This window comes from Burkholderia ubonensis subsp. mesacidophila, assembly GCF_002097715.1.
GTDB lineage: Bacteria > Pseudomonadota > Gammaproteobacteria > Burkholderiales > Burkholderiaceae > Burkholderia > Burkholderia mesacidophila.
Map to the genome: position 1 here is coordinate 2,599,164 of NZ_CP020738.1, position 18,835 is coordinate 2,617,998.

The 18,835-nt window shown below is 65.1% G+C and carries 19 protein-coding genes and 1 pseudogene; 6 read left to right on the forward strand and 14 right to left on the reverse strand.

The genetic code is table 11. The features are described from left to right. Positions 1-43: 43 nt before the first annotated feature. The gene (locus B7P44_RS29165; protein ID WP_084909334.1) at positions 44-1,165 is read right to left on the reverse strand and encodes a branched-chain amino acid ABC transporter substrate-binding protein; all 1,122 of its coding nucleotides are present in this window, start codon (positions 1,163-1,165) and stop codon (positions 44-46) included. Between the two features lie 946 nt (positions 1,166-2,111). Here B7P44_RS29165 and B7P44_RS29170 point away from each other — a divergent pair. Beyond that, entirely contained in the window at positions 2,112-2,603 is a 492-nt protein-coding gene (locus B7P44_RS29170; RefSeq protein ID WP_321970414.1) for a hypothetical protein, read from the forward strand. Between the two features lie 63 nt (positions 2,604-2,666). Here the strand turns inward: B7P44_RS29170 and cynS are convergent, their stop codons facing one another. Both cynS and B7P44_RS29180 read right to left on the reverse strand, forming a co-directional pair. After that, positions 2,667-3,137, reverse strand: coding sequence for a cyanase (gene cynS / locus B7P44_RS29175; protein ID WP_084909336.1), 471 nt, complete (start codon positions 3,135-3,137; stop codon positions 2,667-2,669). Positions 3,138-3,167: 30 nt separating this feature from the next. After that, complete coding sequence (locus B7P44_RS29180; protein ID WP_084909337.1) at positions 3,168-3,827, reverse strand: carbonic anhydrase; 660 nt, start codon at positions 3,825-3,827, stop codon at positions 3,168-3,170. Positions 3,828-3,950: 123 nt separating this feature from the next. Here B7P44_RS29180 and cynR point away from each other — a divergent pair, with 123 nt between their 5' ends. From cynR to B7P44_RS29195, 3 genes are all read left to right on the forward strand, one after another. Further along, complete coding sequence (gene cynR / locus B7P44_RS29185) at positions 3,951-4,871, forward strand: transcriptional regulator CynR (RefSeq protein ID WP_084909338.1); 921 nt, start codon at positions 3,951-3,953, stop codon at positions 4,869-4,871. A 104-nt stretch (positions 4,872-4,975) separates the two neighbouring features. After that, the gene (locus B7P44_RS29190) at positions 4,976-5,686 is read left to right on the forward strand and encodes a hypothetical protein (RefSeq protein WP_084909339.1); all 711 of its coding nucleotides are present in this window, start codon (positions 4,976-4,978) and stop codon (positions 5,684-5,686) included. A 22-nt stretch (positions 5,687-5,708) separates the two neighbouring features. Further along, a complete protein-coding gene (locus tag B7P44_RS29195; RefSeq protein WP_231716743.1) occupies positions 5,709-6,248 on the forward strand; it encodes a hypothetical protein in 540 nt (179 codons plus the stop codon). Positions 6,249-6,319: 71 nt separating this feature from the next. Here B7P44_RS29195 and B7P44_RS29200 read toward each other — a convergent pair whose 3' ends face one another. Next, positions 6,320-6,871 (reverse strand): GNAT family N-acetyltransferase, encoded by a 552-nt coding sequence (locus B7P44_RS29200; RefSeq protein ID WP_084909341.1) that lies wholly within the window; start codon positions 6,869-6,871, stop codon positions 6,320-6,322. A 233-nt stretch (positions 6,872-7,104) separates the two neighbouring features. Between B7P44_RS29200 and B7P44_RS29205 the strand changes: the two genes are divergently transcribed. Beyond that, positions 7,105-8,346: an NAD(P)/FAD-dependent oxidoreductase gene (locus B7P44_RS29205; RefSeq protein WP_084909342.1), complete on the forward strand. Its 1,242-nt coding sequence runs from the start codon at positions 7,105-7,107 to the stop codon at positions 8,344-8,346. 546 nt (positions 8,347-8,892) lie between these two features. On the opposite strand, the gene B7P44_RS29210 is transcribed toward B7P44_RS29205, so the two are convergent. Continuing rightward, positions 8,893-9,489, reverse strand: coding sequence for a peptidoglycan recognition protein family protein (locus tag B7P44_RS29210; protein WP_193834320.1), 597 nt, complete (start codon positions 9,487-9,489; stop codon positions 8,893-8,895). Positions 9,490-9,507: 18 nt separating this feature from the next. Then, on the reverse strand, positions 9,508-9,996 hold the full coding sequence (locus tag B7P44_RS29215; protein WP_084910089.1) for an Hcp family type VI secretion system effector: 489 nt from the start codon (positions 9,994-9,996) through the stop codon (positions 9,508-9,510). A gap of 262 nt (positions 9,997-10,258) precedes the next feature. Between B7P44_RS29215 and B7P44_RS29220 the strand changes: the two are divergent. Next, positions 10,259-10,423: pseudogene (locus B7P44_RS29220) on the forward strand (NAD(P)/FAD-dependent oxidoreductase); the annotation flags it as partial. A 27-nt stretch (positions 10,424-10,450) separates the two neighbouring features. Here the strand turns inward: B7P44_RS29220 and B7P44_RS29225 are convergent. The 8 genes from B7P44_RS29225 to B7P44_RS29260 form a co-directional block, all read right to left on the reverse strand. After that, positions 10,451-11,209 carry a FadR/GntR family transcriptional regulator gene (locus B7P44_RS29225; protein WP_084909343.1) on the reverse strand — a complete coding sequence of 253 codons (759 nt, stop codon included), beginning with the start codon at positions 11,207-11,209 and terminating at the stop codon, positions 10,451-10,453. 97 nt (positions 11,210-11,306) lie between these two features. Beyond that, on the reverse strand, positions 11,307-12,179 hold the full coding sequence (locus B7P44_RS29230) for an L-fucono-1,5-lactonase (RefSeq protein WP_084909344.1): 873 nt from the start codon (positions 12,177-12,179) through the stop codon (positions 11,307-11,309). Between the two features lie 27 nt (positions 12,180-12,206). Further along, positions 12,207-13,148: an ABC transporter substrate-binding protein gene (locus tag B7P44_RS29235; RefSeq protein WP_084909345.1), complete on the reverse strand. Its 942-nt coding sequence runs from the start codon at positions 13,146-13,148 to the stop codon at positions 12,207-12,209. A 39-nt stretch (positions 13,149-13,187) separates the two neighbouring features. Next, positions 13,188-14,225, reverse strand: a complete 1,038-nt coding sequence (locus tag B7P44_RS29240) for an ABC transporter permease (RefSeq protein ID WP_084909346.1) — start codon at positions 14,223-14,225, stop codon at positions 13,188-13,190. A 39-nt stretch (positions 14,226-14,264) separates the two neighbouring features. Further along, positions 14,265-15,812 carry a sugar ABC transporter ATP-binding protein gene (locus B7P44_RS29245; protein ID WP_084909347.1) on the reverse strand — a complete coding sequence of 516 codons (1,548 nt, stop codon included), beginning with the start codon at positions 15,810-15,812 and terminating at the stop codon, positions 14,265-14,267. A gap of 35 nt (positions 15,813-15,847) precedes the next feature. Next, on the reverse strand, positions 15,848-16,624 hold the full coding sequence (locus tag B7P44_RS29250; protein ID WP_084909348.1) for an SDR family oxidoreductase: 777 nt from the start codon (positions 16,622-16,624) through the stop codon (positions 15,848-15,850). Between the two features lie 39 nt (positions 16,625-16,663). Beyond that, the gene (locus tag B7P44_RS29255; RefSeq protein WP_084909349.1) at positions 16,664-17,941 is read right to left on the reverse strand and encodes an L-fuconate dehydratase; all 1,278 of its coding nucleotides are present in this window, start codon (positions 17,939-17,941) and stop codon (positions 16,664-16,666) included. A gap of 50 nt (positions 17,942-17,991) precedes the next feature. After that, a complete protein-coding gene (locus B7P44_RS29260; RefSeq protein WP_084909350.1) occupies positions 17,992-18,834 on the reverse strand; it encodes an ureidoglycolate lyase in 843 nt (280 codons plus the stop codon). Position 18,835: the final 1 nt, after the last annotated feature.

An 18,835-nucleotide genomic window follows, 5' to 3' on the forward strand; every position in this document is an offset into this window, starting at 1 on the left:
GCCCGGGTCTCGGGCGGGGCGGGTGCGCGGGCGGGTACTCCGTTTAGTTGGCGGCGACGGTCTTCGTCGCGTCCTTGTGCCACGTGTAGACGACGAACTTGAACGCCTTCAGGTCGCCCTGTGCGTCGAACGCGACCTTGCCGATCGGCGTGTCGAACGTCGTCTTGTGCAGGTACGCGGCGACCTTCGTCGGGTCGGTGGACTTCGCTCCCGCGATCGAGTCGGCGATGACCTTCACCGCCGCATACGCCGGCATCTGGAACGGGCCGTTCGCGTCGCGCTTCTTGTCGGCGAATGCCTTCACGAGCGATGCGTTGGCCGGGTCGGCCGTGAAGTCGGCCGGCAGCGTGACGAGCATGCCTTCCGACGACGGGCCGGCGATCGCCGTCACGTCCTTGTTGCCGACGCCCTCAGGCCCCATGAAGGTGGCCTTCACGCCCTGCTCGCGCGCCTGGCGCATCAGCAGGCCCATTTCCGGGTGGTAGCCGCCGAAGTAGACGAAGTCGACGCCTTGCGACTTCAGCTTCGTGATGATCGCCGAGTAGTCCGAATCGCCGGCGTTGACGCCTTCGAACAGCACGACCGGGATCTTCGCGGCTTCGAGGTCCTTCTTCACCGACGATGCGATGCCCTGGCCGTACGACTGCTTGTCGTGCAGCACCGCGACCTTCTTCGGCTTCACGTGCGTGATGATGTACTTCGCCGCCGCCGGGCCTTGCTGGTCGTCGCGGCCGATCGTGCGGAAGATGAAGTGACGCTTCTTGCCTTCGGTCAGCTGCGGCGCGGTGGCCGACGGCGTGACCATCACGATGCCTTCGTTCTCGTAGATGTCGGACGCGGGAATCGTCGAACCCGAGCACACGTGGCCGATCACGTACTTGATCTTCTGGCTGACGATCTTGTTGGCGACCGCGACGGCCTGCTTCGGCTCGCACGCGTCGTCCATCATCACCACTTCGAACTTGTTGCCGCCCGCGCCGCCCGCTGCGTTGATCTGCTCGATCGCGGTCAGCGCGCCGGCCTTCACCATGTCGCCGTACTGGGCGACCGAGCCGCTCATCGGCCCGGCAATGGCGATCTTCACGGTTTCCGCTTGCGCGGCGGCGGCGCCGGCGGCGAACAGCACGGCGGCGACGGAGATGGACGTAAGACGGGACAGCGTCATTAGGAGCTCCTCGATGTTGTTAGTCATACGGGCAAAGGCGGCATGACTTGCGCAATCGAACAGCACCCGGGGCGAGGACATGGGACACGCCCGAGACGCGGAGACGGACCTGCGGCGGAATGGACTGTGCGGGGCCCGGCTCTTACCATCCCCCGAAGGGGACGTCTGGTTCGGAAAGACAACGTGATGCGTCTTGCATTGCGCAAGCGTTTCGCCTGCCCCGCTTGCCAAAGCGCTCGTCGGATGGATGGTCCGACAGCCGTTGGCAAGGCAGTCGAAATTATATGGGCGTTTTTCTTTCGTCTGTCAAAAATGCCGACCAACCAAGGGAAAACACGTAGGCGGAATCGGGGTGCGGTAGCGATGGCGGAGCAACCGGATTTAAAAGGGCACGCTTGCTCGCAGTGCAATCCGGTTGCGACGGCGGACGAGATTTCGCCATCCTGTTCGGCAGGACAAGGCGTTCGGGAATCCGGGAGGTTCGACCGCGCAAGCACGTGATTTAAAGGGCGATATCGGGTGGACAGGACGCCCGAACGGCAGGCGTGTGCCGCACCATTTCGGGGAATCGGGGCGGGACGGCCAACCATTCGATTGGCAGACCGAACACGTTGATTAGAAAGCTCGCTGTTATTTTTGTGAAATAATAGGCGCCCTATTCCGCAGTCCAGCCAGCTTCCGCCGCGATTCGCGTCCATCGTGCGCCACGCGCCGCATCCCTTGCCGCGCCGCCGCGCATGCAGCCGCCAGCCAGTGACCTGCCCGTTTTTTTCCGATGCATGTCCGTTGCTTCCGATCGCCGATGAATCACGCCCTTCGATTTGCTCCCGCCGCGCTGGCTTGTGCGTTGTCCGTATCGACTTCCTGCGCGTGGAGTCACGATACGTCCACCGACGCCACGACCGGCACGAACGTATTCCGCGCGGAACGACGCGCCGTGGATGACGTGCGCATCAGACGCGACGCGCGTGGCGGGCGCGACGGGCGCTTTGCCGCGCCGGCGTCGCGCAGTCCGTTCGACACGCCTGACACGCGCGAACTTCGCATTTCCGGCGGGCGGCTCACGCCCCGTTCGCCAGACCATCGCGCCGACGACGACCGCTGGGCCGCCGCCCGCGCTGCGATCGGTGCGGGCGGCGGCGACAGCCTCGGCCGCCGCGTGCCCGAGCATGAGCGGCGCATTCTCGACTGGGATGCGTACCTGCGCGCCACCGACACGCGGCTCACGAGCCCGAACCGCACATTCGATTCCTACTCCCCGCGCGCGCCGTTGCGCCGATTCGACGGCACCCGCGGCGTGCCCGGCACGCCGAATCCATTCGACCCGTCGGTCCCGCAACCGGAAACGCGCACGTTCTACGACAACGGCGCGGGCACGCGCTGCACGGCGACGGGCGGCGGCAGCGCGTCGCGGTCGTCGTGCAACATCCGCTGGTGATCTCGCCAGCAAGCGTGAGCGCGAACCGGCGCGTCGCGCCAGCCGTGTCGTTTCGACGGGGATTCAGAACGGCTTGGTCGGCAGGTACTTGCCGTCCAGCGTGATGACGGCGCGCGAGCCCCCCTCCGGATCGTCGACCTTCTTCACGTCGATCTTGAAGTTGATCGCGCTGATGATCCCGTCGCCGAACTTCTCATGAACCAGGGCCTTGAGGGTCGTGCCGTAGACCTGCAGCATCTCGTAGAAGCGGTAGATGGTCGGATCGGTCGGCACACGGTCCTCGATGCTGCCGCGCAGCGGGATGGTCTGCAGCAGCGCAACGGCATCGGCGTCGAGGTCCAGCGTCTTGCCGACGTGCCTGGCGGCTTCGGCCGGCAGCGGATGCTGTCCGAGCAACGCCGCGGTCACGAACGCTTCGCTCAGGCCGGTGCCCTCCGCGATCTGGGCGAACGACAGGTCCTTCCTCGCCTTGGACAGGAGGATGGCGTCTGCCAGGTCGAGGCGAGCGTTCTTGCTGAATTGCGATTGAATCATGGTGATATCTCCTTGAGTGAGGGACGAAAATCAGGCAGCTGCCTGAAGCTGATGGTGAGTCGCGCGGACTTCGGGGTTGTCCGCCAGGGAAACGAATTTGCCGGTGGCGCCATCGAACGCATCGATACGGCCGCTTTCGATGTCATAGATCCAGCCGTGGAGCGCAACCCGCCCCTCTTCGAGGGCCAGGCGTACGGACGGATGCGTCTGGATGTTCGCGAGTTGCGCGACCACGTTCTCCCGCACCATCGCATCCACCTTGTGATGCTCGCTCTCGTGGCTGCGCGCCTCGTTCACGACGCGAGCCGAATCGGCGTAACGCAGCCAGTTGCCCACCGCCGGCATGTGATCCATGCATTTGCAGGTGGCGATCGCGGTCATGGCGCCGCAGTCCGAATGCCCGCAGATCACGATGTCCGATACGCGCAGTGCGGCAACCGCATATTCGACCGACGCCGAGACGCCGCCCGGCTCAGGTCCGTAGGACGGGACGATGTTGCCGGCATTGCGGATCACGAACAGGTCGCCGGGCTCGCGTTGCGTGACGAGTTCGGGCACCAGACGGCTGTCGGAGCACGAGATGAACAGCGCTCGAGGGCTCTGATGCGTGGCCAGGTTCCTGAACAGTTCGGCGCGCTTGGGAAAGGCGTCTCGCTGGAACTGCAGGAAGCCTTCAATGATGTCTTTCATGGCGAATCCTCCGTGGGTCATCGTGTTGCGCGATGCGATGGACCGAAGGTTACGCCCCAACTTGCATAAGTAAAAATACCGATTTATTATGCAGTCTATTGGATTTGCTTATGTGAAATCGGCATGCTCGTACGCCACATCAAATACTTCCTGGCCGTTGCGGAACACCACAGCTTCACGCGTGCCGCCACTGCGTTGCATGTGTCCCAGCCGGCCTTGTCGCAGCAGATCAAGCAGCTGGAAGAAAGCCTCGGGGCGCAGCTCTTCGATCGAACCGGGAGAGCGACGCGGCTGACGGACGCCGGTGAGGTGTACTTCCGGTATGCGCGCGGTGCGTTGCAGGGCCTGGAGGAAGGCAAGCGCGCGATCCACGACGTGGGGGACCTGAGCCGGGGCTCGCTGCGTATCGCCGTGACGCCGACGTTCACTTCCTATTTCATCGGGCCGCTCGTCGAGGCGTTTCACGGCCGTTACCCGGGCATCACATTGACGGTGCGCGAGATGTCGCAGGAGCGCATGGAGGAACGGCTGGTCGACGACGAACTCGACGTCGGCATTGCATTCGAAGATGTCCAGTCACGGGACATCGATACGCAACGCCTGCTGGTCGAGACGCTTGCGCTGGTCGTCGGGCGGCGTCATCCGTTGGCGAAGCGGCGCTCGGTGCGCGTATCCGCGCTGAACGACGAATCGCTGATCTTGCTGAGTTCCGAGTTTGCGACGCGCGAGCATGTCGATCGCTATTGCCGTCAGAACGACGTGCGCCCTCAGGTGCTCATGGAGGCCAATTCGATCAGCGCGGTGATCGAGGTCATTCAAAGGACCCAATTGTCCACCTTGCTGCCGGCGACGATTGCGCGTGGGCGGGATGATCTGGTTGCCGTCGCCCTGGATCCATTGCCGCTGCAAAGAACGGCGGTCCTCATGCAGCGCAAGGGCGCCTACCAGACGGCCGCTGCGCGCGCCTTCATCGAAGTCGCCTTGGACGTCGCGGAGACGCTCGCACGGCGTCCGAAGCGAGCGGCGCCGGCATCCGGACAGTAAATGCAGACATGGGCAGGCGATATCGCCGAAGACGACTGCCCTGACGGCCAACAGCTGTTGCAGGCCCGAATATACTGTCCCGTTTCTTCTCGACGTTTACCGCCTTGTACTACTGGAACCAGCCCAATTTCGAAGGACTCTTGAAGCTGGCGGAAGAGTTCGATGCCCATCCCGACCTGAAGCCGCTGGCCAGCTATTGCCGCTTTCGCGAGCAGGGGCTGCGTCGTGACGCGTTCGCCGCGCTCGAAGGCTTCCTGGTCGCGTCGCGGGCGTTCGACAGCGCGACGGCCCGGCGTGCCGCCGTCGACATCCTCGAGGCCAATGCGCGGACTTCGGAAGCCCATCAGTTCCTTACGCAACCGCTGACGGCGCGGTTCCTGTTTCCGACATTGCAGACGTGGAGGGTCGAAGCGCCACATGCGAACCTGCCGGTCCGGTGGCTCGGCATCCTCAAGCGCGACGATGCGCTGCTGGCCGGCGCGCTCGCGATGTGCCCCGACGACACGCCGGTCAGGAAGATGCTGGTCGAGCATGCACTCGACAGCGCCGACTTCGGGACGCATCACCTCGACGAATCGGTCTTCATCGGCAGCGTCGATTACGCGCGCTCGGAGCTGGATCGCGCCAGGAATCTCATCGCCGATGCGCCGGATTCCGCGGCGTTTGCCCGCCTCGCGTCGGAAGTGGACCATTTCGACCGTCTCATCGCGGACTGGCAAGTGTGGCTCCGGAATCCGGTCGGCACGTTTCCAGACTGGTGCGCGGCACAGGGGCGGGATTATCGATTCGCGGTCGCGATCTATTACGACAATTAATCGAGCACCCTTAAAAATGCCTATGCAACTCGACACACAATTTGGCGTAGTCACGATCGTGAATGAGCCGACTTATACATTCGGATCGCAAGACAATATTCACGCCTATCCTCTCGAATTACGTCTCGGGAACGACTCCCCGTCTTCCGTTCACGGAGTCGAGCTGAATGGGTGTCGCGTTGCGGTCGTCGGTGCCGGCGCCGGATGCTCAGCGGTACATGCGCATTCGGCCGTCGCGATCGACGACAGGCTGTACCTGGCCGTAGGCAATCATGTCGCCTGCCTGTCGTTGAGTTCACCGCATCCGCTGGTCTGGTCGACCCGCGTTGATATGGCGACATGCTTTGGCATTTACTGGGAAAGCGACCGGGCTGCCCTGATCTCGCACGGGGAAATCGAAATTGCGCGCCTGTCGCTACAGGGTAAGGTCATGTGGTCGGCATCCGGTGCAGACATATTCACCGAACGCGTTCGCTTGCTGCCTGACTGTATCGAGGCTATCGATTTCAATCACGATATTTACCAGATTGACTACGCGACCGGAGCGTCGCATATGCGCTGACGGCAACGAGCACGGTTGAAACCGCTCTGGGCGATACACAGTGGCCGTCCCCGACAGTAACCAAAGTCCATCTACGCCCGCCGCTCCCGCTTGAGCAACCCATACAACGCACTATCCGACACCTCGTCCCCGACCATCCAGCGCTCACGCAGCAGCCCCTCCTGAACAAATCCGAGCCGTTCGAGCACACGCGCCGACGCGGCATTGCGCGGGTCGATATCCGCCTCGATCCGGCGCAGATCCAGCGTGCCGAACGCGTGCTCGACCAGCGCGGCAGCCGCTTCACTCGAATATCCGCGTCCCCAATGCGTGCGGGTCAGGCAAAAACCGATTTCCGCCCGCCGGCAGGGTTCATGCAAGTTGAACAGCGCGCATTCCCCGAGCACTTCACCGGTTTCGCGCAACTCGATGGCGCAAGTAAGGTCCTCGCCGCTGGCGAACGTCCTCAGCTTGCAAGCGACGCGCTCCGTTGCCTGATCCAGGCGCGTCATCGCCGGAAACGAGAAATAGCGCATCGCCTCCGCATCCGACCAGATCGCGAACAGCGCGTGTACGTCATCTTCTCGAAGCGGCCGCAGGTTCAGGCGGGCGGTGGTCAGCGTGACGGGCTCGAACAATGGCATGGCGGCAGGCGGGCAGGCATGAAAAATGGGCGGCCCATTAAAACATGGGGGCCACCCGCCAACAACTGTATGAAGAAGCAGTGTCGGCATCCGCTTTCGGGCGCACTTGGCCCGCGCCCCCGGTCGCGGGTATGCTTGATCCTCGCACGGGCCCTTCGGCCGCCCCCAGCCGCACACATCGACCGAACCAGCCCGCCCCCCGTCCCCGGATCACTCGCTTTCAGCAAACATCGATGGATTTCGACGTCATCGTTCTAGGCGCAGGCATCGTCGGCGTCTCCACCGCCCTCCATCTCCAGGACCGCGGCCGCAAGGTCGCCCTCGTCGATCGCGGCGCGCCCGGCGAAGGCACGAGCTTCGGCAACGCGGGGCTGATCGAGCGCTCGTCCGTCGAGCCCTACCCGTTCCCGCGCAGCCCGCTCACGCTGCTGCGCTACGCGTTGAACCGCTCGACCGACCTCTACTGGCACGGCGCCTCGCTGCCCGCGTTCGCGCCGTGGCTCGCGCGTTTCTGGTGGGAATCCGCGCCGCAGCGCCACGCGGCGGCCGCGCGCGACATGCTGCCGCTGATCGAGCGCTGCATCGTCGAGCACGACGCGTTGATCGCGCGCGCGGGCGCCCACGCGCTGGTGCGCGCGAGCGGCTGGCTGGAAGCGTTCCGCTCACCCGCCGCCTTCCAGCGCGGCATCGCCGAAGCGCAGCTCACCGCGCGCCGCCACGGGCTCGGCGTGACGCCGCTCGACGCGGCGGCGCTGCTCGCGCAGGAGCCGAGCCTCGCGCCAGGCTTCTGCGGCGCGCTGCACTGGCTCGACCCGAAGAGCGTCGTCGATCCCGCCGGCCTCGTCAAAGCCTATGCGCGGCTCTTCGAACAAAACGGCGGCACGCTGCTGCACGGCGACGCGTCGAGCCTCGACGCGCTGTCGCCCGGCTGGCAGGTCGCGACGCACGACGGCGCGGCGGCGGCGCCGGCCGTCGTCGTCGCGCTCGGCCCGTGGTCGGACACCGTGTTCGGGAAATTCGGCTACCGGATTCCGCTGCGCGAGAAGCGCGGCTATCACATGCACTACGCGCCGTCGGCGCACGGCGCGCTGTCCGCGCCGATCGTCGATCGCGAATACGGCTACGTGATCGCGCCGATGCAGCGCGGGCTGCGCCTGACGACCGGCGTCGAGATCGCGCGCCGCCGCGTGCCGCCGACCGGCGTGCAGCTCGACCGCGCGGAACGGCTCGCGCGCCCGCTGTTCGGCTTCGGCGAGCGGCTCGATCCGCAGCCGTGGCTCGGCTTCCGGCCGTGCACGCCGGACATGCGACCGGTGATCGGCCCCGCGCCCGCGCATCGCGGGCTGTGGTTCGCGTTCGGGCACAACCATCACGGGCTGACGCTCGGGCCCGTCACGGGCCGCCTGCTCGCGGAAATGATGACCGGCGAAGCGCCCTTTACCGACCCGTCGCCGTATCGCGCCGACCGCTTCTGAACGGCGCGCGGCGGCGCCGCGTCAAGCTCAATCGCAGGCGCGCCCGAAGATGCGGATCACCGCAGCGTGCATTAATTCTCAACCTTCGATTTCAATTTTTGAGAGAGAAGAGAGACTAACACTCCCCCTCGTCATCCAATCCATAACTGCACGCAAATGGATCGTGCCACTTATTGTATTTATAAAACAAGTGGACGTAGTCTCCTCGCGCCCACACGATGCCGCCAGTTCCGCTGGATGATATCGTCCACGCTCCCTTGCTCTTATCACTGTATTCAATCGACCCTGTTGCATAACAATCAGAATAGCGTTGAGTCGTCCCAACATAGCTCTCAACAGGATAAGCCTTTAGAAAATATCTACGCACCTGACTCAACGTTGGCACAAACGTCTTACACGCCTCGACAATTCCTCGATCATTTTCGTTTTTGCTCAGCCCGATCCCATCAATAGTCAAGCGAGTGATGTCCCGCGAGTAGCTACATTGCATAAAAAAAGAAAGACTCATGGCTACGAGTGCATGCAAGATGCAACCAGAAAGTCGGATTACCATTTTGCCGTACTCGCTTCAGTCAAATTCTTACGCCCGATCTCCGGATGCCTGTAAATTTCCTGAGCAGAAACCTTAAAGGTGCAAATCAACTCTGCAACCAGCCATTTCAGCGATGCATTCTGTTGATCCGTAACGGCCTCGTACACCTCTTGCTTCTCCGGGCCAATCGCCTTTCCGACCAGCTCAATTCCAATGGAATCACCATTAGACGGAAACCGATCAGGAAATGTTTTCTTCATTTCGTGCCTTGTGAGCGCGACAGGGCTTTTACTCATCCCGATTGCTGCCTTGAGTTCAACAGGAGTGCACTTGCTTGTCACGATGCAACGGGATTGCATTCTTCCGACGTGATTTGTTTTCTTAAGCAAAGAGGCCGTTTGGTAAATTTCCCCATTCTTATCGATCAGGAAATGCGCACCGTCCGCCCCCTTCTCACTGTAGCTACCAAACACACTATCCTTCGTAAAACTATCCGTTTGATGCACGACAATGCCATTCACGATGTCCATTGCCCCGCGCTCTATTGCCGGAAAAATTTTCACCGTGACGCGCTCCGCATCCACATGGCCATTTTTCGAAATGAACAGCACGCTCAACCTCCTTATCATTCAAACAATCGTGTTTGCCTTGATGTCGTAGCCCATCGTCACCGCTCCACCATTGCCACCTCTGGCGTTCTGGATCACGTACTCTTGTCTCACACGAGCGAATGACAAACGCACCTCTTCTCGCGGCATCGCCATATTGCAATTGCTCGCGGCAGTGACTTGCGCTATCAGCACACCTTCCATCGTGATTTTTAGATACTCAAGCGGTTCACCTCCCGCTTTTCGCATCACCAATACCGCCTCCGGAATATGCTTACCAAGCAAATAATACTGAACAAGATTCGGGCTTGCGCAATCGATGTAATGCTCGAACAGCATATCCCCGACTGTAGCCTTGCCTGTGCCTCCGCCGCTCCCCAAACGCATATTCGATTGCTGGCTGACAGTCCAATTCCATGTAATTACCTCAATTTCATTCCCATGGCTTGCATCCCGATATTCACCATTTATGCCATCCAACCTCAAAAAATATCTTGACCCATGCGAAATCCCCTCCGTCAAACCACCGACTTATTCATAAGAAAAATTATTATAGGTCGATATTTTTTTAGATAGTAAATATCAGAATAATTCCATAGACTCACGTCCATGCTCGATGCGCGGCGCCGAGGAACGGTTCGGGGTCTGGCTAACTGAACGATGCGGTGTGGATCGAGCTGATGACGGCCGGCTATTACGATCCGAACGCAGCAGCGACGATCGAAGGAACGTTGACCAACGTGCAGCTCAACCGCACGGAACGGCTCGCGCGCCGGTGATCGGCCCCGCGCCCGCGCATCGCGGGCTGTGGTTCGCGTTCGGGCACAACCACCACGGGCTGACACTCGGGCCCGTCACGGGCCGCCTGCTCGCGGAAATGATGACCGGCGAAGCGCCCTTTACCGACCCGTCGCCGTATCGCGCCGACCGCTTCTGAACGGCGCGCGGCGGCGCCGCGTCAAGCTCAATCGCAGGCGCGCCCGAAGATGCGGATCACCGAATCCAGATGCTCGGCCATCGCGCGCCGCGCGGCGTCCGCGTCGCGCGCGCGGATCGCGTCGAGAATCGCGCGGTGCTCGAGTTCCGAACGGTGCGGCATGTCGCTCGGCATATAGAGCGACTGCAGCCGCTGGAACATCGGGTCGTACTTGTGCGCGAGCAGTTGCTTGATCATCAGCGCATAGGCCGGGTTGTCGCTCGCTTCGGCGATCCGGATATGAAACAGCCGATCGCCGGGGTGCGTGAGCGACCCGCTGCGGTTGTCTTCCTCGTTGCGCAGGAAGGCCTCGTGGATACCTGCGATCTGCGCGTCCGAGCCGTGCGTCGCGGCCAGCGCCGCGGCCTCCGGCTCGATCAGCCGGCGCGCCTGCAGCAACGCGAACGGCGGGATTTCCGTATCGAGATCGAGCGCGATGCCGAGCTCGGGGTCGATCTCGATCACCGCGAGCGCGCCGGGCTGCGCGCTCCGTTCGGGCGGCAGCGCAGCCGCCTCGGGATGGCGGACCTTCACGCCGTCGCCGACGCGCACGCTGACGAGCCCGCTCACCTCGAGCGCGATCAGCGCCTCGCGCACCGACGTGCGCGACACGCCGAATTGCTCGGCCAGCTCGCGCTCGGGCGGCAGATAGCTGCCCGGCGGAAAAGCGCCGGACGCGATCATCGAGCTCAGCCGGTCGGCGATCTGCTGGTAGAGGCGGCGGTTCTGAATCGGCTGGATGGACATACGCTGAAGCGGGTCGTCGGTTTCGGGGGATGCGGCGGGAAGAAATTCCCGCCGCAAACGTTATCGTTATTCTATATGCCGGCATCGAAGCCGCGCGTCACGCCGCCACCCCATAGCAACGCGCCGCCGTGCCGCCCCACACCGCGCGCCGCTCGGGCTCCGACAAGCGCGTCGCCGCCCATCGCTCGACCCGTGCGACGACCTCGTCATACGAAGCAGCCAGCAGGCACACGGGCCAATCGGAACCGAACATCAGGCGCTGCGGACCGAAGACCTCCAGCGCGACATCCACGCAACGCTCGATATGGCTGTAGTCCCGCGGCCGCAGGCCGCGCGCCCAGTCCGCTTCCGTCACGAGCCCGGACAGCTTGCACGCGACGTGCGGCAGCGCACCCAACGCGCGCAATGCGTCGCGCCAATGCGGAAAGGCCGTTTCGTCGCGGTCGAATTCGGCGAGCGCGGGCTTGCCGAGATGGTCGAGCACGAGCCAGTGCGCATCATGGCGGGCGCAGAAATCGCGCACGTCCGGCAACTGGCGCTGAAACACCAGCACGTCGTACACGTAGCGCTGCGCCTGCAGCCACGCGATGCCGCGATCGAATGCCGGCCGGGACACGAACGCGGCGACGTCGCCTTCGTCCTGGACCTGATGGCGAAACCCGAGCAGCTTGTCTCGCCCCCACTCGGCCACGTGGTCCGCGAGCCGCGGGGAACCGAGGTCCGCCCAGCCGACGACACCCGCGATGCGCGCGTCGCCGCGCGCGAGGCCGAGCAGGAATGCGGTTTCGTCGCGTCCGGCGCGCGCCTGCACGGCGATCGACCGGTCCAGCGCGTGCGCGTGCAGAAGCGGATGCAGTTCGGCCGGCAGACGGTCGCGGGCAAGCACGTCCATGCCCGCGCCGATCCACGGGTAGTGTTCCGCGCGATAGCGCCAGAAGTGCTGATGGGAATCGATGCGCAAGTCGGTCATGGGAATGTCGGAGTGCGTCGGCCCGGCTCAGTCATACAGCGCCGCCGCCACCTTCGGATCGTCGATGTTGGTCTTGTCGTACCAATAGAAGCCGGTGTCGATGATCTTCGGCAGCTTCTCGCCCTTGGTCGCCTTCACGGCCGCCTCGACGGTCCTGTAGCCGATGCCGACCGGGTTCTGCGTGATCGCGCCGGCCATCAGCCCGCTGCGGATCGCGTCCTTCTGCTGCTTGCCGGAGTCGTAGCCGACGATCACGACCTTGCGCTTCATCTCTCGCACGCCGTTGACGACGCCAATCGCGGACCCTTCGTTGGTGCCGAAGATCCCCTTGAGCGTCGGATACGCCTGCAGGATCGACTTCGTGACCTCGGTCGACTTGAGCTGGTCGCCTTCGCCGTACTGCACGGTCACGACCCGGATCTTCGGATACGCGGATTTCATCCGCTCGACGAAGCCGTCGCGGCGGTCGATGCCGGTGCGGCTCGTCTGGTCGTGCGCGACGACCGCGACCTCGCCTTCCTTGCCGATCAGCTCCGCCAGCTTGTCCGCCGCGAGCGACGCGGCGGCCTTGTTGTTGGTGGCCGCGGTGGTCACCGGAATGTCGCTGTCGACGCCGGAGTCGAACGCGACCACCGGAATCCTCTCGGCCTGCGCCTTCTTCAGCAGCGGCAGCGCGGCCTTGCTGTCGAGCGCCGCGAAGCCGAGCGCCGCCGGCTTCTTCGCGATCGCGGCCGACAGCATGTCGATCTGCTTGTCGATCATCGCCTCGGTCTCGGGGCCTTCGAACGTCACCTTCACGTGATAGTCCTTCGCCGCCTGCACAGCGCCGGATTTCACGGCCTGCCAGAATTGGTGCTGGAAGCCCTTCGAGATCAGCGGGATGTAGGCTTCCTGCGCGTAGGCGGCGGCCGTGAGGCCGACGGCGAACGTCACGCCGACGATCGCGTTCAACAGCGTGTTCCTGATCACTTCGCGTCTCCTTGTCGTATTGCGGTATTGCGCGTCGGGTCAACGGCGCCGCCGGCGCAGGATGTCGAGGTAGACGGCCAGGATGATGATCACGCCGGTCACGACCGTCTGCCATTCCTGCGCAACCGACATGATGCGCAGGCCGTTGGTCAGCACGCTCATGATGAACGCGCCGATGATGGTGCCGAGGATGCTGCCCGCGCCGCCCGACAGCGACGTGCCGCCGATCACGACCGCCGCGATCGCGTCGAGCTCGTAGCCCTGGCCGAGCGCGGGCTGCGCGGAGTTCAGGCGCGACGCGATCAGGAGGCCGGCGATCCCGCACACGGCGCCGCTGAACGTATAGACGCCGATCTTCCACGCGTCGACCTTCACGCCCGACAGCCGCAGCGCCTCCTCGTTGCTGCCGAGCGCGAACGTATAGCGGCCGAAGATCGTCCTGTTCAGCACGATCGACGCGCCGATCGCGACCAGGAACAGGATCAGCACCGCGTTCGGGATCGGCAGCGCCGGAATCAGGCTGCCGATCAGCGAATCCTGCGCGATCGACGTGAAGCCCGGCGTGTCGTTGAAGTAAATCGGGCGCGTGCCGGAAATCACCAGCGACAGCCCCTTCAGCAACATCATCATGCCGAGCGTCGCGATGAACGGCGGCACCTTCATCTTCGCGATCACGATGCCCGACACGCAGCCGGACAACGCGCCGAAGGCGAGCGCCGCAACGATCCCGACCGGCAGCGGCATGCCCCAATAAGTGAGCACGACGCCGGCCATCACCGCGCAGAACGTCATCAGCGTGCCGACCGACAGGTCGATGCCCGACGTGATGATCACGTAGGTACACGCGACCGCCAGCACGCCGTTGACGGCGGTCGCCTGCAGGATCGTGACGAGGTTGTCGACTTCGAGGAAGTTCGGCGACGCGACGCTGAAGAACACGATCAGCAGCAGCAGGCTGGCGAACGCCAGCAGCCGCTGGCGCGCGGCCGGATTGAAGAAGCGCGCGCGGAAGCCGGACGCGCCGGCCGGCGTGTCGGGGGAGGTGATCTGCGGAACGGGATGCATATCGTTTGACATGGGTTGGACATGGTCATCGGTCAGCGTCGGATGTCGGATTCAGGGGATGACGGTCGACTCGCGCTGCGTGGCGAGCTGCATGATCTTTTCCTGGGTGGCCTCGGCCGCGCTCAGCTCGCCGGTGACGCGGCCTTCGCACATGACGAGGATGCGGTGGCTCATGCGCAGCACTTCGGGCAGCTCGGACGAGATCATCACGATCGCCTTGCCGTCGGCCGCCAGCGCATCGAGCAGCTTGTAGATCTCGCTCTTCGCGCCGACGTCGATGCCGCGCGTCGGCTCGTCGAAGAACAGGATGTCGCAGTCGCGCAGCAGCCATTTCGCGATCACGATCTTCTGCTGGTTGCCGCCCGACAGCAGGCGCGCCGGCTGCGCGACCGACGGCGTGCGGATCGCGAGCTGCCGCACGTATGCGTGCGCGGCGTCGCGCATCGCGCGCGCATCGAGGAACACGCCGCGGCGCACGAAGCGGCGCAGGCTCGACAGCGCGATGTTGTTCTGCACGTCCATGCCGACCGAGAGCCCGAAATGCTTGCGGTCTTCCGACAGATAACCGATGCCGTGCGCGACCGCGTCGGCCGGCGTGCGGATCGTCGCCTTCGCGCCGTGCACGCGAATCTCGCCCGCGTCGACGGGATCGGCGCCGAAGATCGCGCGCGCGACCTCGGTGCGGCCGGCGCCCATCAGGCCCGCGAACCCGAGAATCTCGCCGCGCCGCAGCGTGAAGCCGACGTCGCGGATCGCGCGGCCGCGCGACAGGCCGCGCACGTCCAGCACGACGTCATTGCCCGACGTGTCGGGCGGCCTGCGGACCTGCGTGTCGAGCTGGCGGCCGACCATCATCGCGATGATCGCGTCCATCGACGTGCCCGCCATCGGCACGGTCGCGACGTATTTGCCGTCGCGCATCACGGTCACGCGGTCGGCGATCCGGCGCAGCTCGTCCATCCGGTGCGAGATGTAGACGATGCCCACGCCGTGCGCGCGCAGGTCGCGGATGATCCGGAACAGCTCGGCGATCTCCGCGTCGTTCAGCGCGGCGGTCGGCTCGTCCATGATCAGCACGCGCGAGTCGAACGACAGCGCCTTCGCGATCTCGACCATCTGCTGGCGCGCGACCGTCAGCCGGCCGACCGGCGTACGCGGGTCGAGATCGAGCCGCATCCGCGCGAAGATCGCGGCGGCGTCGCGGTTCAGCCGCGCCTCGTCGATGAACGCGCCGAACCGGCCGCGCGGCTCGCGCCCGATAAAGATGTTCTGCGCGACGCTCAGGTGGTTCATCAGGTTCAGTTCCTGATGGATGATGCCGATGCCGAGCGCCTGCGCGGCGCGCGGCTCGGCGATCTCGACCGCGCGGCCGTCCAGCAGGATCTCGCCGCCGTCCTTCTCGACCACGCCGGCGAGGATCTTCATCAGCGTCGACTTGCCCGCGCCGTTCTCGCCCATCAGCGCGTGCACTTCGCCCGCCTGCAGGTCGAAGCGGCAGTCGTCGAGCGCCTGCACGCCGGGGAAGCGCTTGCCGATGCCGCGCAGCGCGATCAGCGGTGCGTGCGGCGGCTGCGGGGGCGAGGTCGGGTCGGGTTGCATGCCGGCGTCCTGGGTGCGGGCCACGTTCGCGACGTTCAGCCGAGCGCGCGGTCGAGGTGCGTATAGCCGCCGTCGACGAACAGCCATTGCCCGGTCGTGTGCGACGCGCGCTCCGACAGCAGAAACACCGCCGTGTCGGCGATTTCGTCGACGGTCGTGAAGCGCCGGCCGAGCGGAATCCTGCCGGCGATCCCGGCCAGCTTCGCGTCGGGATCGTCGAACCCGGCGAGCCAGTTCCGGTAGAGCGGCGTCATCACCTCGGCGGGCACCACCGCGTTGACGCGCACGCCGTCGTCGCGCAGCGACGCCGCCCATTCGCGCGTCAGCGCGAGCTGCGCGCCCTTCGCCGCGCAATAGCCGCTCGTGTTGCCCTGCCCGGTGACGGCCGTCTTCGACGACACGTTGACGATCGCGCCGCGCGCCGCCTTCAGGTGCGGCACGCAGTAATGCGCCATCACGTAGTAGTGGATCAGGTTGCGCTCGAGCGACGCGACGAACGCGTCGCGCCCCGCGTCGAGGCCGACGCCGTCGTTCACGCCTGCGTTGTTCACGAGGCCGTCGAGCCGGCCGAAGCGCGCGACGGTCTGCTCGACCGCGGCGCGGCACTGCGCGTCGTCCTGCAGCTCGACCGCAAAGAATGCCGCGCGCGCCTGCCTGCGCTCCAGGTCGCGCCAGAACGCGTCGTCCGGCGCGTGGCGCGCGAACACCACCGGAATCGCGCCCTCGTCGGCGAGCCGCGTCGAGATCGCGGCGCCGATGCCCGACGCGCCGCCGGTCACGATCACGACCTTGTGCTGCAGGTTCAAGTCCACGTTGCGTCTCCGTCGTTCCTGTTGTCGTCGCGTGCCGCGTCAGCCCCGGAAGCGGTACTGCTCCAGCGACTCGGGCTTCATCTCGATCGAAAAACCCGGCGCCGTCGGCGGCAGGTAGGCCGCGCCGCGCACCACGCACGGCGTGACGAAATGCTCGTGCAGATGATCGACGTACTCGGTCACGCGCCCCGCCTTCGTGCCGGAGATGCACACGTAATCGATCATCGACAGGTGCTGCACGTATTCGCACAGTCCGACGCCGCCCGCGTGCGGGCAGACCGGCAGCCCGTATTTCGCGGCCATCAGCATCACCGCGAGAATCTCGTTGACGCCGCCCAGCCGGCACGCGTCGATCTGCACGACGTCGATCGCGCCGCGCGCGATGAACTGCTTGAACATCACGCGGTTCTGGCACATCTCGCCGGTCGCGACCTGCACCGGCGCGATCGCCTCGCGAATCTTGCGATGCCCTTCGACGTCGTCGGGGCTCGTCGGCTCCTCGATGAACCACGGCCGCGCGAATGCGAGCTCACGCACCCAGTCGATCGCCTCGTCGACTTCCCATACCTGGTTCGCATCGATCATCAGCTTGCGATCGGGGCCGATCACGTCGCGCGCGATCGTCACGCGGCGGATGTCGTCCTCGAGATTCGCGCCGACCTTCAGCTTCACGTGGTCGAATCCGGCGTCGACCGCTTCGCGGCACAGGCGGCGCAGCTTGTCGTCGCCGTAGCCGAGCCAGCCCGCGGACGTCGTGTAGCAAGGGTACCCCTCCCGCTCCAGCGTGGCGATGCGTTCGGCCTTGGCCGGCGCCTGCCGCCGCAGGATCGCGAGCGCCTCGTCCTCGGCGAGGCAGTCGCGCAGGTAGCGGAAATCGATCGCGCGCACGAGCGCCTCCGGCGACAGGTCGGCGACGAGCCGCCACAGCGGCTTGCCTTCATCCTTCGCCCACAGGTCCCACACCGCGTTGACGATCGCGCCGGTCGCGAGATGGATCGCACCCTTGTCCGGCCCGATCCAGCGCAGCTGGCTGTCCGACGTCATGCGCCGCCAGAACCGCCCCATGTCCTCGCGAATCCAGTCGAGGTCGAGACCGACGACGAGATGGCGCATCGCATCGATCGCCGCGCAGCAGATCTCGTTGCCGCGCCCGATCGTGAACGTGAGCCCGTGGCCTTCGAGCCCCGCGCGATCGGTCTCGAGCACGACGTAGGCAGCCGAGTAATCGGGGTCCGGGTTCATCGCGTCGGAGCCGTCGAGCGCGCGCGAGGTCGGAAAGCGCACGTCGATGACGCGCATCGATCGAATGATAGGCATGGCGAACGATCCGAGAAAAGGGTCCGGGGGTTCGGTGGGTCCGGGAAGCTTCAGGCCTGCACGGTGCGCTGGCGCTGCTCGCCGAGCCCGTCGATGCCGAGCGTCATCACCTGCCCGGCGCGCAGGTAGACGGGCGGCTTCTGCCCGAGCCCGACGCCCGGCGGCGTGCCGGTCGAGATCACGTCGCCAGGCTGCAGGCTCATGAAGCGGCTCAGGTAGCTGACGAGGAACGGCACGCGGAAGATCATCGTCGCGGTCGTGCCGTCCTGGTAGCGCCGGCCGTCGACGTCGAGCCACAGCCGCAGCGCGTGAGGGTCGGGCACCTCGTCGGCCGTCACGAGCCACGGCCCGAGCGGGCCGAACGTGTCGCTGCCCTTGCCCTTGTCCCAGGTGCCGCCGCGTTCGAGCTGGAATGCCCGCTCCGACACGTCGTTCACGACGCAGTAGCCGGCGACGTGCGACAGCGCGTCGGCCTCGTCGATATAGCGGCCGCCCCGGCCGATCACGACGCCGAGCTCGACTTCCCAGTCGGTCTTCTCCGAGCCGCGCGGAATCTCGACGTCGTCGTTCGGCCCCGCGATCGCGCTCGTCCACTTGCCGAACACGACCGGCTCCTTCGGCACCTCCATCCCGGATTCGGCCGCGTGATCGGAATAGTTGAGCCCGATGCAGATGAACTTGCCGACCCGGCCGACGCACGCGCCGAGCCGCGGCGCGCCGTCGACGCGCGGCAGCGTCGCCGGGTCGATGGCCGCGAGGCGCGCAAGCGACGCGGGCGCCAGCACGTCGCCGGCGATGTCGTCGACCACGCCGGACAGGTCGCGGAGATGGCCCTGCGCGTCGAGCAGGCCGGGTTTTTCGTGGTGTTTCGCGCCGTATCGCAGCAGTTTCATG

Coding starts and splice junctions, on each gene's coding strand:
- B7P44_RS29165 (WP_084909334.1), bottom strand. CDS start 1,165: ATGACGCTGTCCCGTCTTACGTCCATCTCCGTCGCCGCCGTGCTGTTC.
- B7P44_RS29195 (WP_231716743.1), top strand. CDS start 5,709: ATGCAACTCGACACACAATTTGGCGTAGTCACGATCGTGAATGAGCCG.
- B7P44_RS29260 (WP_084909350.1), bottom strand. CDS start 18,834: ATGAAACTGCTGCGATACGGCGCGAAACACCACGAAAAACCCGGCCTG.
- B7P44_RS29225 (WP_084909343.1), bottom strand. CDS start 11,209: ATGTCCATCCAGCCGATTCAGAACCGCCGCCTCTACCAGCAGATCGCC.
- B7P44_RS29205 (WP_084909342.1), top strand. CDS start 7,105: ATGGATTTCGACGTCATCGTTCTAGGCGCAGGCATCGTCGGCGTCTCC.
- B7P44_RS29200 (WP_084909341.1), bottom strand. CDS start 6,871: ATGCCATTGTTCGAGCCCGTCACGCTGACCACCGCCCGCCTGAACCTG.
- B7P44_RS29255 (WP_084909349.1), bottom strand. CDS start 17,941: ATGCCTATCATTCGATCGATGCGCGTCATCGACGTGCGCTTTCCGACC.
- B7P44_RS29230 (WP_084909344.1), bottom strand. CDS start 12,179: ATGACCGACTTGCGCATCGATTCCCATCAGCACTTCTGGCGCTATCGC.
- B7P44_RS29245 (WP_084909347.1), bottom strand. CDS start 15,812: ATGCAACCCGACCCGACCTCGCCCCCGCAGCCGCCGCACGCACCGCTG.
- B7P44_RS29180 (WP_084909337.1), bottom strand. CDS start 3,827: ATGAAAGACATCATTGAAGGCTTCCTGCAGTTCCAGCGAGACGCCTTT.
- B7P44_RS29240 (WP_084909346.1), bottom strand. CDS start 14,225: ATGTCAAACGATATGCATCCCGTTCCGCAGATCACCTCCCCCGACACG.
- cynR (WP_084909338.1), top strand. CDS start 3,951: ATGCTCGTACGCCACATCAAATACTTCCTGGCCGTTGCGGAACACCAC.
- cynS (WP_084909336.1), bottom strand. CDS start 3,137: ATGATTCAATCGCAATTCAGCAAGAACGCTCGCCTCGACCTGGCAGAC.